The organism is Catenulispora acidiphila DSM 44928, assembly GCF_000024025.1.
Lineage (GTDB): Bacteria > Actinomycetota > Actinomycetes > Streptomycetales > Catenulisporaceae > Catenulispora > Catenulispora acidiphila.
Genome location: NC_013131.1, coordinates 6,453,931 through 6,468,306 on the forward strand (window position 1 = coordinate 6,453,931; position 14,376 = coordinate 6,468,306).

Annotated in this window: 12 protein-coding genes and 1 pseudogene; 4 read left to right on the forward strand and 9 right to left on the reverse strand. The window is 70.4% G+C overall.

Annotated elements, in window-relative coordinates; genetic code table 11:
- Window positions 1-792 precede the first annotated feature (792 nt).
- The gene (locus CACI_RS27720; protein WP_015794187.1) at window positions 793-1,524 is read right to left on the reverse strand and encodes a response regulator; all 732 of its coding nucleotides are present in this window, start codon (window positions 1,522-1,524) and stop codon (window positions 793-795) included.
- Window positions 1,521-3,170: a sensor histidine kinase gene (locus CACI_RS27725; protein ID WP_015794188.1), complete on the reverse strand. Its 1,650-nt coding sequence runs from the start codon at window positions 3,168-3,170 to the stop codon at window positions 1,521-1,523. Before CACI_RS27725 ends, CACI_RS27720 begins: the two co-directional genes overlap by 4 nt.
- Window positions 3,171-3,369: 199 nt before the next feature.
- On the opposite strand from CACI_RS27725, the gene CACI_RS27730 reads away from it, so the two are divergent.
- The 4 genes from CACI_RS27730 (at window position 3,370) to CACI_RS27745 (ending at window position 7,231) form a co-directional block, all read left to right on the forward strand.
- The gene (locus CACI_RS27730; protein ID WP_015794189.1) at window positions 3,370-4,173 is read left to right on the forward strand and encodes an ABC transporter ATP-binding protein; all 804 of its coding nucleotides are present in this window, start codon (window positions 3,370-3,372) and stop codon (window positions 4,171-4,173) included.
- 3 nt (window positions 4,174-4,176) lie between these two features.
- Window positions 4,177-5,085, forward strand: coding sequence for an ABC transporter permease (locus tag CACI_RS27735; protein WP_015794190.1), 909 nt, complete (start codon window positions 4,177-4,179; stop codon window positions 5,083-5,085).
- Between the two features lie 77 nt (window positions 5,086-5,162).
- The gene (locus CACI_RS27740; protein WP_015794191.1) at window positions 5,163-6,293 is read left to right on the forward strand and encodes an ABC transporter substrate-binding protein; all 1,131 of its coding nucleotides are present in this window, start codon (window positions 5,163-5,165) and stop codon (window positions 6,291-6,293) included.
- 131 nt (window positions 6,294-6,424) lie between these two features.
- Complete coding sequence (locus tag CACI_RS27745) at window positions 6,425-7,231, forward strand: alpha/beta fold hydrolase (RefSeq protein ID WP_015794192.1); 807 nt, start codon at window positions 6,425-6,427, stop codon at window positions 7,229-7,231.
- Window positions 7,232-7,323: 92 nt separating this feature from the next.
- Here the strand turns inward: CACI_RS27745 and secG are convergent, their stop codons facing one another.
- From secG to CACI_RS27780, 7 genes and pseudogenes are all read right to left on the reverse strand, one after another.
- Window positions 7,324-7,569: a preprotein translocase subunit SecG gene (secG, locus tag CACI_RS27750; RefSeq protein ID WP_015794193.1), complete on the reverse strand. Its 246-nt coding sequence runs from the start codon at window positions 7,567-7,569 to the stop codon at window positions 7,324-7,326.
- An 85-nt stretch (window positions 7,570-7,654) separates the two neighbouring features.
- Entirely contained in the window at window positions 7,655-8,446 is a 792-nt protein-coding gene (gene tpiA, locus CACI_RS52835; protein WP_015794194.1) for a triose-phosphate isomerase, read from the reverse strand.
- A gap of 6 nt (window positions 8,447-8,452) precedes the next feature.
- Complete coding sequence (locus tag CACI_RS52840) at window positions 8,453-9,646, reverse strand: phosphoglycerate kinase (protein WP_015794195.1); 1,194 nt, start codon at window positions 9,644-9,646, stop codon at window positions 8,453-8,455.
- Window positions 9,647-9,729: 83 nt separating this feature from the next.
- The gene (gene gap, locus CACI_RS27765) at window positions 9,730-10,755 is read right to left on the reverse strand and encodes a type I glyceraldehyde-3-phosphate dehydrogenase (RefSeq protein ID WP_015794196.1); all 1,026 of its coding nucleotides are present in this window, start codon (window positions 10,753-10,755) and stop codon (window positions 9,730-9,732) included.
- Window positions 10,756-11,076: 321 nt separating this feature from the next.
- Window positions 11,077-12,027: pseudogene (whiA, locus tag CACI_RS27770) on the reverse strand (DNA-binding protein WhiA); the annotation flags it as partial.
- Window positions 12,028-12,387: 360 nt separating this feature from the next.
- Window positions 12,388-13,245, reverse strand: a complete 858-nt coding sequence (locus tag CACI_RS27775; RefSeq protein ID WP_015794198.1) for an SGNH/GDSL hydrolase family protein — start codon at window positions 13,243-13,245, stop codon at window positions 12,388-12,390.
- A 52-nt stretch (window positions 13,246-13,297) separates the two neighbouring features.
- Window positions 13,298-14,284, reverse strand: coding sequence for a gluconeogenesis factor YvcK family protein (locus CACI_RS27780; RefSeq protein ID WP_041542543.1), 987 nt, complete (start codon window positions 14,282-14,284; stop codon window positions 13,298-13,300).
- Between the last annotated feature and the right edge of the window lie 92 nt (window positions 14,285-14,376).

Below are 14,376 nucleotides of genomic sequence, written 5' to 3' on the forward strand. Positions count from 1 at the left end.
TGAAGATGCGGTGCAGACAGTGTAGGCATGTGCTGATGCACGATTCAGCAGGACCAGCCGGAAATCGCCGCCTTGGCGCTGCGATAAACGGACAAATAGGGGCGGAAGTCAGGCTTTCGTTATCGAAGCGCGACAGCCCCACCACCGGCCCCAACCCCCACCCACCGCACCCCCACACCCAAAAAACCGAGCAAGCACAACAGATTCCGGCCACAAGCCGCGCGCCACCGAACACACTCCGCGAGCGGCACCGGAAGGCGCAACAGCACCGACCGATCCGGCCCACACCGGACCGGACCGAATGCACTAGCGATGCATAATCGAGAACTCGCGCCACACGATCAGCACCGCGCATCGAGCCCGAGCGATGCCGGATCGAGACCTGTGACCGCGGAGGCACGAGCTGCGACTGGCAACACGCACTCAAGGCCTACGACAGCCGATCCGCGCTCCGGACTGCCGACCTGTTGCTGAGACCTGCGACCGGCAAGCAGCACCCCGCGACGGCTGACCGAAGCCCCGCGACCAGCGAGCTACAAAACCACGACACCGACCTCAGCCCAGCGACCAGCGACCAGCGACCAGAAAGCCACGATCACCGACTCCCGGGCGAGGCTCGCCGCAGCCGATCCACACCCCGGACCGCCGACCTGCGCCCGAAATCCGCGACCGCCGGCCCGTGCCCGAGACCGGCGACCGCCGATTCGCGCCCCGCGGCTGTCAGCCCGCACCCGAGTCTCGCAACAGCCGGCCCGCCAGCCCTTCAGCCGCACCGGCACCCGTCCCGCACCCTCACCCCACCGCCGAATACCGGTGCTCCGGCCGCCCCGTCGTCCCGTAGCGCAGTTGCAGCCGCACCACGCCGTGGCGTGTCAGGTAGCTGAGATAGCGTTGGGCGGTTGGGCGGGAGATGCCTACGCGTTCGGCTACCTCGGATGCGGATATGTCGCCGGGGGCTGCGCGGACTGCGCTGCGGACCAGTTCGAGGGTGGGTGCTGAGTGGCCTTTGGCGGGGAGGGTGGGGAGGGCTGGTTGACCTCGGAGGAGGCCGAAGAGTTCGTCGACGTCGGCTTGGTCGGCGTCGGCGGTGTTCAGGGTTTGCATGCGGCGGCGGAGGTCGAGGTAGGAGGTCAGTTTTTCGGCCATGGCCGGGTAGCCGAAGGGTTTGACCAGGTAGTGGACGGCGCCGAGCTGCATTGCGGTGCGGACTGTGCTGACGTCGCGGGCTGCGGTGATCACCATGAAGTCTGGGTGCGGGCCTGATGCGGCGGATTCGGGGGCTTCCAGGAGTTTGCGGATCACGGTGAGGCCGTCGCCGTCGGGGAGGTAGACGTCCATCAGGACCAGGTCGGGGCGGATGGCGGCGACCAGGTGGAGGGCTTGGGCCGCGGAGTGGGCTTGGCCGGCGACGGTGAAGCCGGGGATGCGGTCGACGTAGGCGGCGTGGATTTTGGCGACGCGGTAGTCGTCGTCGACGACCAGGACGGTGACCGGCGCGGTGGCGCGCGAGGGGGCGGTGCTCATCGGGGTCTGGTGCCTCCTCCGGTGCTCAGCAGCGCCGCGCGCTCCGCGGCGGTTTCGGGGCGCTGGTCGGGCAGCCGGACGGTGAACACCGCGCCGGGGCCCTCGGTCGCGGCGATGGTACCGCCGAGGCGCTGCACCAGCCGGTGGACCAGGGCCAGACCGAGACCTCTTCGCATCGATCCCGTGGCCGGCTTGGTGGTGAAGCCGTCGGTGAAGACGTGCTCGGCGGCGCCGGCGGGGATGCCGGGTCCGTTGTCGGCGACGCGGACGGTGATCCCGTCGTCGTCCTCGACGATCGCGACCAGGACCCGGCCGGGCTTGCCCGGATCGACGCCGGGTCCGGACACCGCGTCGAAGGCGTTGTCGATCAGGTTGCCCAGGACCGTGGTCAGCGCCTGCACCTTGTCCGGGGTGTCGCCGAGCCAGGTGTCCTCGGTCAGCTCCAGCTCCACGCCGCGCTCGCCGGCGACCGCGGCCTTGGCCAGGATCAGCCCGACCAGTACCGAGGGGGCGATCCGCGCGCGCACCGAGTCGGCGAACTCCGCCTCGGCGCCGGACAGGTCGGTGAGGTATTGCAGCGCCTCCTCCGGCTCCCCCAGCTCCAGCAGGCCGGCGACGGTGTGCATGCGGTTGGAGAACTCGTGCTGCTGGGCCCGCAGCGCGTCGGTGAGGCTGGTGACGCTGTCCAACTCGCGCAGCAGTCCGGACAGCTCGGTGCGGTCCCGCAGGGTCACCACCGCGCCGTGCGGCTTGCCGGCCAGCGTCACCGGCATGCGGTTCACCGTCAAGCAGTACTCGTCGGTCAGCACCACCTGGTCCTTGCCCTCGATCTCGCCGGAGAGCAGGTCCCGCAGCCGCCCGGCGGGGACCACGTCCGCCAGGTGGCCGCCGACGCCGCCGAACATCGGCAGGCCCAGCAGCCGCCGCGCCTCGTCGTTGACCATGGTGACCCGGCCGGCGCGGTCGAAGGCGATCATGCCCTCGCGGATGCCGTGCAGCACCGCCTCGCGCTCCTGCAGCAGCTTGGCGATCTCGTCGAGTTCCAGGCCGAAGGTGCGCTTCTTCAGGCGGCGGGCCAGCACGTAGGAGGCCAGCGCGCCGACCGCGAGCGCGGCGCCGAACCAGGCCGCGTACACCGGGAGCTGGCCGATGAAGACCGAGGTGACCGAGGCGACGCGGCGGCCGACCGAGACCTCGCCGATCTGGTCGCCGAGCGGGCTGTACAGCGGGACCCGGCCGTTCACCGACTCCCCGACGCTGCCCGGGTCGAAGCGCACGTCGGGCTTGGTGACCAGGGGTTCCTCGATCGGCCGGCCGATCAGCGCGGCCTTGGGGTGGGTGTGGCGGATCCGGTGCTCGTCGACGATGACCACGTAGTCGGTCCGGGTGTCGCGCTGGAGCCGCGCGGCGATGCTCTGCAGCGTCCCGTCGCAGGAGATCGACGGGAACGCGATGCAGCTCTTGACCTCCGGGGTGTCGGCCACGGTCTGCGCGATCTGCAACGCCTCGTCCATGTACTGCCGGTCGACCTGCCGCCGCTCCTGCACGGCGAACAGCCCGAAGCCCACCAGCACCACCGCCAGCAGGATCGACACCTGGCTGACGAAGATCTGGCTGCTGAGCCGTCGTCCCGATCCGCGTCGCATATCTGCCGATTGTCTGCTGTTCACGCAGCTGAGGACAAGGGCCGGACCGCTGAGCAAAACGCACACAACCGCGAGTAACGCGGCAAACGCGGGTTGCGCACGAAACCGCGACGTAACCCGGCGGCCGCGCCTAGTTTCGCCTCACCCCGCCACCGACGCGGCGGAGGGCACCAGGCAAGCAGCAAGGGAGACCGATGCCATGGCAGGCACCGCGATCGAGATCACAGACGTCACCAAACGGTTCCTCACGCCCAAGGGCGAGGTGTTCACCGCGATCCGGGATGTGTCGTTCACCGTCGAACCGGGCCAGTTCTGCGCGGTGGTCGGACCGACCGGCTGCGGCAAGTCCACGGCGCTGTCGCTGGTCTCGGGTCTGGACCAGCCCAGCGAGGGCTCGGTCTGGGTGGACGGCAGGCAGGTCGAGGGGATCACCGACGGCGTCGGGTTCATGTTCCAGGCCGACGCGCTGCTGCCGTGGAAGACGGTGCTGCAGAACGTCGCGCTCGGCCTGATCTTCCGCCGGGTCGGCAAGAAGGAGGCGGTCGAGCGGGCCCGCGACTGGATTCGCCGGGTCGGCCTGGCCGGCTTCGAGGACCGCTACCCGCACCAGCTCTCCGGCGGCATGCGCAAGCGCGTGGCGATGGCCGCGGCGTGGATCACCGAGCCGCGGGTGCTGCTGATGGACGAGCCGTTCGGCGCCCTGGACGTGCAGACCAAGGCGATCATGTCCACCGAGCTGATGCGGCTGTGGGAGGGCTCGCGGCCCTCGGTCCTGTTCATCACGCACGACCTGGAGGAGGCCATCGCGCTGGCCGACCGGGTGGTGGTGATGACCTCCTCCCCCGGCGGCGTGAAGGAGGTCTTCGACATCGACATCCCGCGGCCGCGCGGCTCGGTGCAGGAGATCCGCTTCGGCAGCCGCTTCCTGGAACTGCACCACGAGATCTGGGCCACGCTGCGCGACGAGGTCGAGCGCGCCTACGCCCGCACGGCAGGAGTCTGATTCATGAGCGAGGCCATCCTCTCCCCCACTGACACCAACGCTGACACTGACACCGACACCGTCGCCGCCGGCCAGCAGCGGCTGGACGAGCGCACGCGGCGGGCGACCGTCGCCTTCCGCCGCCGCAAGCAGCAGATCTGGGGCGCCCGGGCGCTGCTCGCGGTGGTCGTCATCGGCGGCTGGCAGTGGTTCACCGCGGCCGGCTGGGTCGACAAGTTCTTCTACGCCCAGCCCTCCGGCATCTGGAACCGGCTGTGGGACTACTTCCAGAACGGCACCGAGTTCGGCTCCTACCCGGCGCAGATCGAGACCACGATGCAGGAGGCGCTGTACGGCTTCCTGATCGGCACCGGCGTCGGCGTGGTGCTGGGCGTCGCGCTGGGGATGAACCGGTTCCTGGCCGAGGTGCTGGATCCGTACATCAAGATCGTGAACGCCGTCCCGCGCATCGTGCTCGGCTCGATCTTCATCGTCGCCTTCGGCGTCGGGATGGCGCCGAAGGTGCTGCTGGCCGCGGTGCTGGTGTTCTTCATCGTGTTCTTCAACGCCTTCCAGGGCGTGCGCGAGGTGGACCGCAACGTGCTGAACAACGCCAAGGTGCTGGGCGCCAGCCGGTGGCACACGATCCGGCATGTGATCATCCCCTCGGCCCTGACCTGGATCATCGCCTCCCTGCACAGCGCGTTCGGCTTCGCCATCGTCGGCGCGGTCGTCGGCGAGGTGCTGGGCGCGCAGAAGGGCCTGGGCCTGCTGATCAAGTCGGCGCAGGGCAACTTCGACCCCTACGGCGTGTTCGCGAACATGTTCGTGATCGCCGCCCTGGTGCTGATCGTCGAGTTCGTCATCGAACGCGTCGAGCGCCGGCTGCTGGCGTGGCGGCCGAAGGTCCAGTCCGAGACCGTCCTGGTCTGATCCGCCCCGGCGCGGTCGGTCCTGGTCTGATCCGCCCCGCTCCCCCTCCCCTCACCCCGTCCGAAAGGCGATCCCTGATGAGCTCTGCCATATCCAAGAAATCGGCTGCGACGAAGATGCTGATCGTGGCCGCCGCCGGCGCCCTGAGCCTGACCGCGCTGAGCGCCTGCTCGTCCTCGAAGAGCTCGAGCAGCTCCGCGGCCTCCGGCACCGCCGGCGTCTCGAAGACCACGCAGCACGTCACGCTGATGGTCGGCGGCATCGACAAGCAGATCTACCTGCCCTACAAGCTCGCCGACCAGCTCGGCTTCTACAAGAAGTACAACGTCGACGTCACGCTGAGCACCGAGCAGGACGGCGGCGTCGGCGCCGAGGAGGCCATGGTCTCCGGCCAGGTCGACATGGCCGGCGCGTGGTACAACCACGCGATCGACTTCCAGATGAAGCACAAGAACGTCGAGGACCTCGTGCAGCTCTCCGGTGCCCCCGGCGAGCGCGAGATGTGCGGCAACAAGGCCACTGTGCACACCGGGGCAGACTTCGCGGGCAAGACGATGGGCGTCACCGACCTGGGCTCGGGCACCGACACCCTGACCCAGCTGATCGCGGCGCAGAGCGGCGTGGCCAAGAACAAGTTCAGCCGCACCGGCGTCGGCGCCGGCTCCACGGCGCTGGCCGCGCTGAAGAACGGCTCCATCTCCTGCGTCATGACCACCCAGCCGACGGTCACCGCCATCGAGAAGCAGAACCTCGGCTACTCCGCGATCGACCTGGCCACCACCGAGGGCGCCACCAAGGCCCTGGGCGGCGCGTGGCCCGCGGCCGGCGTGCTGGCCCGCACCGACTGGGCCAACCAGCACCAGGAGGCCGTGCAGGACGTGGTGGACGCCCTGGTGGCCACCATGCACTGGATCAGCACGCACTCGGCGACCGACATCGCCAACGCCCTGCCGGCGAGCTACACGAACAACGCGATCATCTCCAAGGCCGACTACATCGCCGGCCTGACCATGGACAAGAGCCAGTTCCTGCCCGACGGCATCATGCCCGCCGGCGGCCCGAAGGTGGTCCTGACCACCGAGAAGCTGATCGGCAACGCCGACGACTCGGTGAACCTCGGCGCCACGTTCACGAACACCTACGCGATCAAGGCCAACCAGCTCGAGGGCTTCACGACCACCACGACGCCGGCCGGTCCCACCGGCTGACCCGAACCGCCCGACACCCGGGTTCCCCCTCCCCTCGCACCCGGGTCGCCGCCGTCTCCTGACTGCCCTTCAGGAGACGGCGGCTTTGTGGCGCAGACCGCGGTCGGCGCCGCCGGTATACGCTCCGGCACATGCCGAATACCTCAGTGTCCTTCTACGCCGGTCGCGACGGAGCGCGCCTCGCCTACCGCGAGCTGGGCGAAGGCAGACCGCTGGTGCTGCTGCACGGGGCGATCGGCGACGGGACGATGTGGACGCGGCACGGGCAGGCTGAGACGTTCGCAGGGCACGGATATCGCGTGATCCTGCCGGACTTTCGCGGACATGGCAGCAGCGACAAGCCGCAAGGCGCCGATGCCTATCCCGGCGACATCCTGACCGACGACGCCCTCGCGCTGCTGGAGCACCTCGGGCTCGAAGAGCCGGAAGCCAAGACGGAAACGGACTCCCTGCACACCCCGGCCGCCTACGACCTCGGCGGCTACTCCCTCGGCGCGCGCATCGTCGTGCGCATGCTGGTGCGCGGTGCGACACCGGGGCGTGCGGTGGTCGCCGGCCAGGGTCTCCAGCAGGTGCTCGGGTTCGGCGGCGGCGTGGGAGAGATGCTGCGGCGGATCGTCACCGCGACCGAGCCCTTCGAGCCGGGCTCGCAGGACGAGCGGACCGCGGCGTGGCTGAAGGCCGGTGAGGAGGACCCGGTCGCGCTGCTGCACGCGGTGGAGTCCGTCGTGGCCACGCCGGTGGAGGACCTGAGCCGCGTTCAGGTCCCGACGCTGGTGGCGATGGGAACCGAGGACGCGCGCGCGGAATCGTACGAGGCACTGATCGCCGCCCTGCCCAACGCCGCCGGAGCGCGAATGCCCGGGAACCACGGCAGCGCGGCAGCCGCGCCGGAACTGGTCACAGCGATGGTGGAGTTCCTCACCGCCCAGAGGTGATCAGCGACACCCGACAACCGCGTCCCGGGGCACGAAAAAGGCGCCAGCCCGGACGAATCCGGGCGGGCGCCAGCACATCTGCCCCGTGCCGCTTAGACGTTGTGCTTGTACAGCAGCGCGAGAGCCACGATGCAGGAGATCCAGACCGACGACAGGACGACGCTGATCCGGTCCAGGTTGCGCTCCACCACGGAGGAACCCTGCAGGCCGCCGGACACGCCGCCGCCGAACATGTCGGACAGGCCACCGCCCTTACCCTTGTGCAGGAGCACCGACATGATGAGGAGCAGGCTGGTCGCGACCAGGATGCCTGAGACGATCCACTGGTAAAGAGTCACTTCGGCGGTCCACTCGCTTTTCCGATAAGGACAGGGACGGGATGCCACAGCACCCCGCCCCTACATTACGCAATGGAACCGGTGCTCAGCCAGCGGCGACAGCAGAATCCCTGAAACGCACGATCCGCGTGAAGTCCGCGGCGTCCAGCGACGCCCCGCCGACCAGCGCGCCGTCGACGTCGGGCTGCGCCATCAGCTCGGCGGCGTTGGCGCCCTTCACCGAGCCGCCGTAGAGAATCCGGGTGTTCGCCGCGACGCTCTCGTCGAACAGCGTGGCCAGCTCGGTCCGGATCGCGGCGCACACCTCCTGGGCGTCCTCCGGCGTCGCGACCTCGCCGGTGCCGATCGCCCAGACCGGCTCGTAGGCGATGACCGAGGCCTGGACCTGCTCGGCGCTGAGCCCGGCGAGCGAGCCGCGGGTCTGCTCGACACAGTGCGCGACGTGCGCGCCGTCCTTGCGGACCTGCAGGTGCTCCCCGACGCAGACGATCGGCGTGATCCCGTGCTTGCGCGCGGCGACGGCCTTGGCCGCGACCAGCGCGTCGGTCTCGCCGTGGTACTGGCGGCGCTCGGAGTGGCCGACGATCACGTAGTGGCAGTCCAGCTTGGCCAGCATCGGCGCGGAGATGTCGCCGGTGTAGGCGCCCGAGGGGTGCTGGGAGACGTCCTGCGCGCCGTACTGGATGCGCAGCTTGTCGCCCTGCACCAGGGTCTGGACCGAGCGGAGGTCGGTGAAGGGCACCAGAACCGCCACGTCGACGGCGTCGAAGTCCTTGTCCGTCAGCGAGAACGCCAACTCCTGGACGTGCTTCATGGCCTCGAAGTGGTTGAGGTTCATCTTCCAGTTGCCAGCCATCAACGGCTTGCGGTCAGTCATGAGAGCTCAGTTCCCTTCCTCAAGCACGGCCAGGCCCGGGAGGGTCTTGCCCTCCAGGTACTCCAGGCTCGCGCCGCCGCCGGTGGAGATGTGGCCGAAGGAGGCCTCGTCGAAGCCCAGCTGCCGCACCGCCGCCGCCGAGTCGCCGCCGCCGACCACGGTGAACGCGTCGGAGTCGATCAGGCCTTGGGCGACGGCGCGCGTGCCGCCGGCGTACGGCTCCATCTCGAACACGCCCATCGGGCCGTTCCAGAAGATGGTCTTGGCGGTGGAGAGCTTGTTGGCGAACAGCTTTCCGGACTCCGGGCCGATGTCCAGGCCCAGCCGGTCGGCCGGGATCGCCGAGGCCGAGACCACCTCGTGGTCGGCGCTCGCGGAGAACTCCGTGGCCGCGACGATGTCGATCGGCAGGACGAACTCCACGCCGCGCTCGGCGGCGCGCCGCAGGTAGCCCTTGACCGTGTCGAGCTGGTCCTCCTCCAGCAGCGACTTTCCGACCTCGAAGCCCTGCGCCTTCAGGAAGGTGAACAGCATGCCGCCGCCGACCAGGATGCTGTCGGCCTTTTCCAGCAGGTTCGCGATGACCGCGAGCTTGTCGGAGACCTTCGAGCCGCCCAGGACCACCGCGTAGGGGCGCGCGACGTCGTCGGTGAGCTTCTTCAGGACCGTGACCTCGGCCTGGATCAGCAGGCCGGCGCCGGCCGGGAGCCGGGTGGCGATGTCGTAGACCGAGGCGTGCTTGCGGTGCACCGCGCCGAAGCCGTCGGAGACGAACACGTCGGCCAGCGCGGCCAGCTGGTCGGCGAACGCGCCGCGCGCGGCGTCGTCCTTGGCCGTCTCGCCGGCGTTGAAGCGCACGTTCTCCAGCAGCACCACCGAGCGCTCCGGCATCGCGGCGACGGCAGCCTGCGCCGATTCCCCGACGGTGTCGGAGGCGAAGGTCACCGAGGCGTCCAGCAGCTCGCCGAGGCGCTTGGCCACCGGCGCGAGGCTGTACTTCGCCTCCGGCTCGCCCTTCGGGCGGCCCAGGTGCGCCGCGACGATCACCCGGGCGCCCTTGTCCAGCAGCGCGTTGATAGTCGGGACCGAAGCCCGGATGCGGCCGTCGTCGGTGATGCGGTCCCCGTCCAGCGGGACGTTCAGGTCCGAGCGCAGCAGGACCTTCTTGCCGGCGACGTCGAGGTCGTCGAGGGTCTTCATAGGGCGTCCTTTATTTCTTCTCCACGAAAGAACCCGCACGAGCCCGGAACGGGGCTCGTGCGGGCACGGAATCCTGCTGTCGGCTACAGCGAGGCGCCGACGAAGGCGACGAGGTCCACGAGGCGGTTGGAGTAGCCCCACTCGTTGTCGTACCAGCCGACGACCTTGACCTGGTTGCCGTTGGCCATCGTCAGCTTGCTGTCGAAGATGCAGCTGTGCGGGTCGGTGACGATGTCGCGGGAGACGATCTCGTCCTCGGTGTACTTCAGGAAACCCTTGAGCGGACCGGTCTCGGCGGCCTTCTTGAACGCCGCGTTGATCTCGTCCTTGGTGGTCTCCCGGCCCAGGTCCACGGTCAGGTCGGTGACCGACCCGGTCGGGACCGGCACGCGCATCGCGAAGCCGTCGAGCTTGCCCTTGACCTCCGGGATGACCAGGCCGATGGCCTTGGCCGCGCCGGTGGAGGTCGGGATGATCGACTGCGGGGCGCTGCGGGCGCGGCGCAGGTCGATGGTGCCCTTGCGGGTCAGCGCGATCTGGTCGAGCAGCTGCTGCTCGGTGGTGAAGGCGTGCACGGTGGTCATGTAGCCGCGCTCGATGCCGAACTCGTCGAGCAGGACCTTCACCAGCGGCGCCAGGCAGTTGGTGGTGCACGAGGCGTTGGAGATGACGTTGTGGTTCGCCGCGTCGTACTTGTCCTGGTTGACGCCCATCACGATGGTGACGTCGTCGTTGGTGGCCGGCGCGGAGATGATGACCTTCTTGGCACCGGCCTCGATGTGCTTGCGCGCGTCGTCGCCGTTGGTGAACAGGCCCGTGGACTCCACGACCACGTCCACGCCGAGTTCCTTCCACGGCAGCGCCGCGGGGTCGCGCTCGGAGAGCACCTTGATGGTCTTGCCGTTGACGATCAGCTCGCCCTCGGCGGACTCGATGGTGCCGTCGAAGCGGCCCAGGATCGAGTCGTACTTCAGGAAGTGCGCCAGGATCGGGGCGGCAGCGAGGTCGTTGATCCCCACGACCTCGACGTCAGCACCCGAGGCGACGATCGCGTGGAAGAAGTTGCGGCCGATGCGGCCGAATCCGTTGATGCCTACCCGGACGGTCACTGTCGCAGGGCTCCCTTCAGGTTGCCGGGTGCCTTGGACACACCCGGTCGAGAGTCGACGCATACCGTGGCGATTCGCCGAGAAGTCCTCCGCGGACCGCGCACGATCACGAGCCTATCGCGAACCCGGTGAGGACAGAGCACCCGGCCCGACCTGCGAGACGCTCGCAGAATCCGTACTCGCCGGTAAATCGTCGGACCTCTGCCCGGCGAACTCGGCCGAAACCGCGCCTGCCTGCACCGGGACGCCGAGCCGCACCATGCCGGTGTCGTCCTTGGCGTAGACGGACTGCGGTCCGTATGCCGAACCCGAGGCCGGAACGTCGGTCCCGTCCACCCCGAGCTCGAACGCCCGGCGGTCGGCCATCGCCAGCAGCCGGCGGATCCGGCCGGCGATCGCGTCCTTGGTCAGCGGCGGGTCGGCCAGGGTGCCCAGCTCCTCCAGGGAAGCCTGCTTGTGGTCCAGGCGCAGCCGGCCGGCGGCGGCCAGGTGTTCCGGGGCGTCCTCGCCGAGGATGTCCAGGGCGCGGGAGACCCGGGCGCCGGCGGCGACCGCGGCGCGCGCGCTGCGGCGCAGGTTGGCGTCGTCGAAGTTGGCCAGCCGGTTGGCGGTCGCGCGCACCTCGCGCCGCATCCGGCGCTCCTCCCAGGCCAGCACGGCCTCGTGCGCGCCGAGCCGGGTCAGCAGCGCGCTGATCGCGTCGCCGTCGCGCAGCACCACGCGGTCGCTGCCGCGCACCTCGCGGTGCTTGGCGCCGGGGATGCCGAGCCGGCGCGCGGCGCCGGCCAGCGCGATCGCCGACTCCATGTTCGGGCAGTTGATCTCCAGCGCCGAGCTGCGGCCGGGCTCGGTGAGGCTGCCGTGCGCCAGGAACGCCCCGCGCCACACCGCCTCGCAGTCGCACAGCGGACCGTTGACCAGGTAGGGCGGCAGCCCGAAGGCCGGGCGGCCCTGGCCGTCGACCATCCCGATCTGCCGCGCCATCGCCTCGCCGCCGGCGGTGACCCGCAGCTGGTAGCGGTGGCCGCGGCGCAAGCCCCCGGGGGACTGGATGACCAGCTCGGCGCGGTGGGAGTAGACCTCCCAGATGTCCTTGCGCAGGCGCCGGGCCGCGGCTCCGGTGTCCAGCTCGGCCTCGATGGCGATCCGCCCCGAGACGATGTGCAGAGACCCTCCGTACCGGAACACCGAGGCCACCTCGGCCTTGCGGCAGCAGGGCTTGGTCACCGCCAGGCGGCTCAGCTCGTCCTTGACCGCCGCCGTCATCGCCATCGCGCAGCTACCCCTTTTTCGCCTGTTTCCGCAGCTCAGCCCGCCGAGCTGGAATCTTTCCCTGTGACCGGTCCACCCTAGCCAACACGAACAGGCGCCCGGTGCTTCCGCCCGGCGCATTCACGAGGTTGGATGACGCTCGTTCGGCCTAACGGACGGTGCGGCGGCGCGGTTTGGCGAGCTTGTAGGAATAGACGGACGGGCAGCCCGGGCGGTTCCCGGCCGGCTCGTACGCTGCGGCTGGGGTCTGGGGTCTGGGGTCTGGGTCTGGGGTCTGGGTCTGGGGTCTGGGTCTGGGGTCCGGGTCTGGGGTCCGGGTCTGTGGTCGCGGGGCGGTCGGAGGACCCGAAGCTTCCGCGGCTAGGACCCGAGCCGGCCGGCGATCATCGCGGCCACCGCGCTCTGCCCGGCGGGATTCGGGTGCACGGGAGCGGCGGGCTGCGCCGGGATCACCGGCTCGACCCAGCGCGTCCACGGCAGCTGGCAGGCGTCGCGTCCGGTGACGCCGTTGGGGTTCACGCTCAGCGCGCCGTCCGCGGCAGCCCGGGAGGACAGCATGTCGTTCAGCTTCTGCTGGATCCCGTGCAGCCACGGCACGTCGCCGATCGCCACCGGCACGCTCGGCCAGCAGCCCCAGGAGGCGGGCAGCACCGGCAGGTAGCCGACCACGACGACAGTCGCGTGCGGCGCTCGTTGGTGGATCCCGGCCAGGACCGCGTCGATCGTCGGCGCCAGCGCGTCGATCCGCGCCGCGAGCTGATCGGTCCCGCCGGAGGTGAAGTGCTGCCGGCAGGGATCGCCCAGCGGGCTGGTGAGCGAGAGCTCGCCGCAGGTGGTCACGATGTCGCCGAACCCGATGTCGTTCCCGCCGATGCCGACGGTCACCAGGTCGGTGTCAGGGGTCAGCGAGGCGAACTGCGCGGGGTTGGTCCCGCCGAGGACCGACTGCGGACCGGTCATGTCTGCGGTGACGGCGCCGCCGCAGGAGGCGTCGACGAGGTCTGCGACGTGCAGTGACGCCGCCAGGTCGTGCGGGAAGTTCACGGTGCTGCGAAAGCAGCCGAGCGGTCCGTCCGCGGGCTTGAGCAGATCGCCGACCGCGGTATAGGAATCGCCGAGTGCGACGTACTTGTGGAAGCCGCCGGCTTGGGCCTGCGTCGGCGCCGCGACCAGGGCCGCTGCCGCAAGGGAGGTGAACGCCAGGAACGTACGCAGCATGAAGGTCAGTATGCTGCGACGCCCCTGCCTCGACAATCACTCTAAAGAGTGGTCAGCCCTGGGCGAAGACCCCGCGGAAGGCCCGCGCCAGCAGCGCGTGATCGTGCCGCGGGCTCTTGTCCCCGGCCCGGTACGGCGCGGCGAGCGGCGCCAGCACCACCCGCGCGCCGAGCGCCGCGGCGGCCTTCTCCATCGGGCCGTGGACGCGCGGCGCGCCGCAGGACGTCTCGTCGGCCAGGACCAGGTCCAGGCGCAGGCCCGGGCAATGGTCGGCCAGGACCTCGATGTGCTGCTCGGCGGAGAAGCCGTCGGTCTCGCCGGGCTGCGGGGACAGGTTGAAGACCAGCAGCTTGCGCGCCTTGGTCTCGGCCAGCGCCGCGCACAGTTCGGGGACCAGCAGGTGCGGGATGACGCTGGTGAACCAGGAGCCCGGGCCCAGGACCGTCCAGTCGGCGGCGCGGATCGCGGCGGCGGCCTCGGGCGCGGCGGGCGGCTCCGGCGGGCTCAGCCGGACCGAGAGCACGCGGCCGGGCGTCACCGCCAGCTCGTGCTGGCCGCGGATGACGCCGGTGGCGCCGGGGGCGGCCGGGTCCGCGCCGGCCACCAGGGCCTCGATCTCCAGCGGCACCGTCGACATCGGCAGCACCCGGCCGCGCGCGCCGAGCAGCCGTCCGACCCAGTCCAGGGCGCGGACCGGGTCGCCGAGCCGCTCCCACAGCGCGGCGATGAGCAGGTTGCCGACCGCGTGGCCGTGCAGTCCGCCCTCGGACGGACCGCCGAAGCGGTGCTGCAGGACGTCGGCCCAGGTGCGTCCCCACTCGTCGTCGCCGCACAGCGCGGCCAGCGCCATCCGCAGGTCGCCCGGCGGCAGCCCGCCGAGTTCGCGCCGGATGCGCCCGGAGGAGCCGCCGTTGTCGGCGACGGTGACGATCGCGGTCAGGGCGTCGGTGACGGTGCGCAGCGCGGCCAGGGTCGCCGACAGGCCGTGCCCGCCGCCCAGGGCCACCACGCTCGGCGCCGGACGGCCGTCGACGGCCATGTTGTACGCCTTGAACTCGACGGTCGGCGCGTCCTCCAGAGCCGGGTCGGACCAGTGCGCGGCAGCCGCCGCGGCTCCGGTCATCGGCGTTC

What these genes read in the sequence shown, in the direction of transcription:
- CACI_RS27720 (WP_015794187.1), bottom strand. Translation starts at nt 1,524, where the DNA reads ATGAGCACCGCCCCCTCGCGCGCCACCGCGCCGGTCACCGTCCTGGTC.
- CACI_RS27725 (WP_015794188.1), bottom strand. Translation starts at nt 3,170, where the DNA reads ATGCGACGCGGATCGGGACGACGGCTCAGCAGCCAGATCTTCGTCAGC.
- CACI_RS27730 (WP_015794189.1), top strand. Translation starts at nt 3,370, where the DNA reads ATGGCAGGCACCGCGATCGAGATCACAGACGTCACCAAACGGTTCCTC.
- CACI_RS27735 (WP_015794190.1), top strand. Translation starts at nt 4,177, where the DNA reads ATGAGCGAGGCCATCCTCTCCCCCACTGACACCAACGCTGACACTGAC.
- CACI_RS27740 (WP_015794191.1), top strand. Translation starts at nt 5,163, where the DNA reads ATGAGCTCTGCCATATCCAAGAAATCGGCTGCGACGAAGATGCTGATC.
- CACI_RS27745 (WP_015794192.1), top strand. Translation starts at nt 6,425, where the DNA reads ATGCCGAATACCTCAGTGTCCTTCTACGCCGGTCGCGACGGAGCGCGC.
- tpiA (WP_015794194.1), bottom strand. Translation starts at nt 8,446, where the DNA reads ATGACTGACCGCAAGCCGTTGATGGCTGGCAACTGGAAGATGAACCTC.
- CACI_RS52840 (WP_015794195.1), bottom strand. Translation starts at nt 9,646, where the DNA reads ATGAAGACCCTCGACGACCTCGACGTCGCCGGCAAGAAGGTCCTGCTG.
- CACI_RS27775 (WP_015794198.1), bottom strand. Translation starts at nt 13,245, where the DNA reads ATGCTGCGTACGTTCCTGGCGTTCACCTCCCTTGCGGCAGCGGCCCTG.
- CACI_RS27780 (WP_041542543.1), bottom strand. Translation starts at nt 14,284, where the DNA reads ATGGCCGTCGACGGCCGTCCGGCGCCGAGCGTGGTGGCCCTGGGCGGC.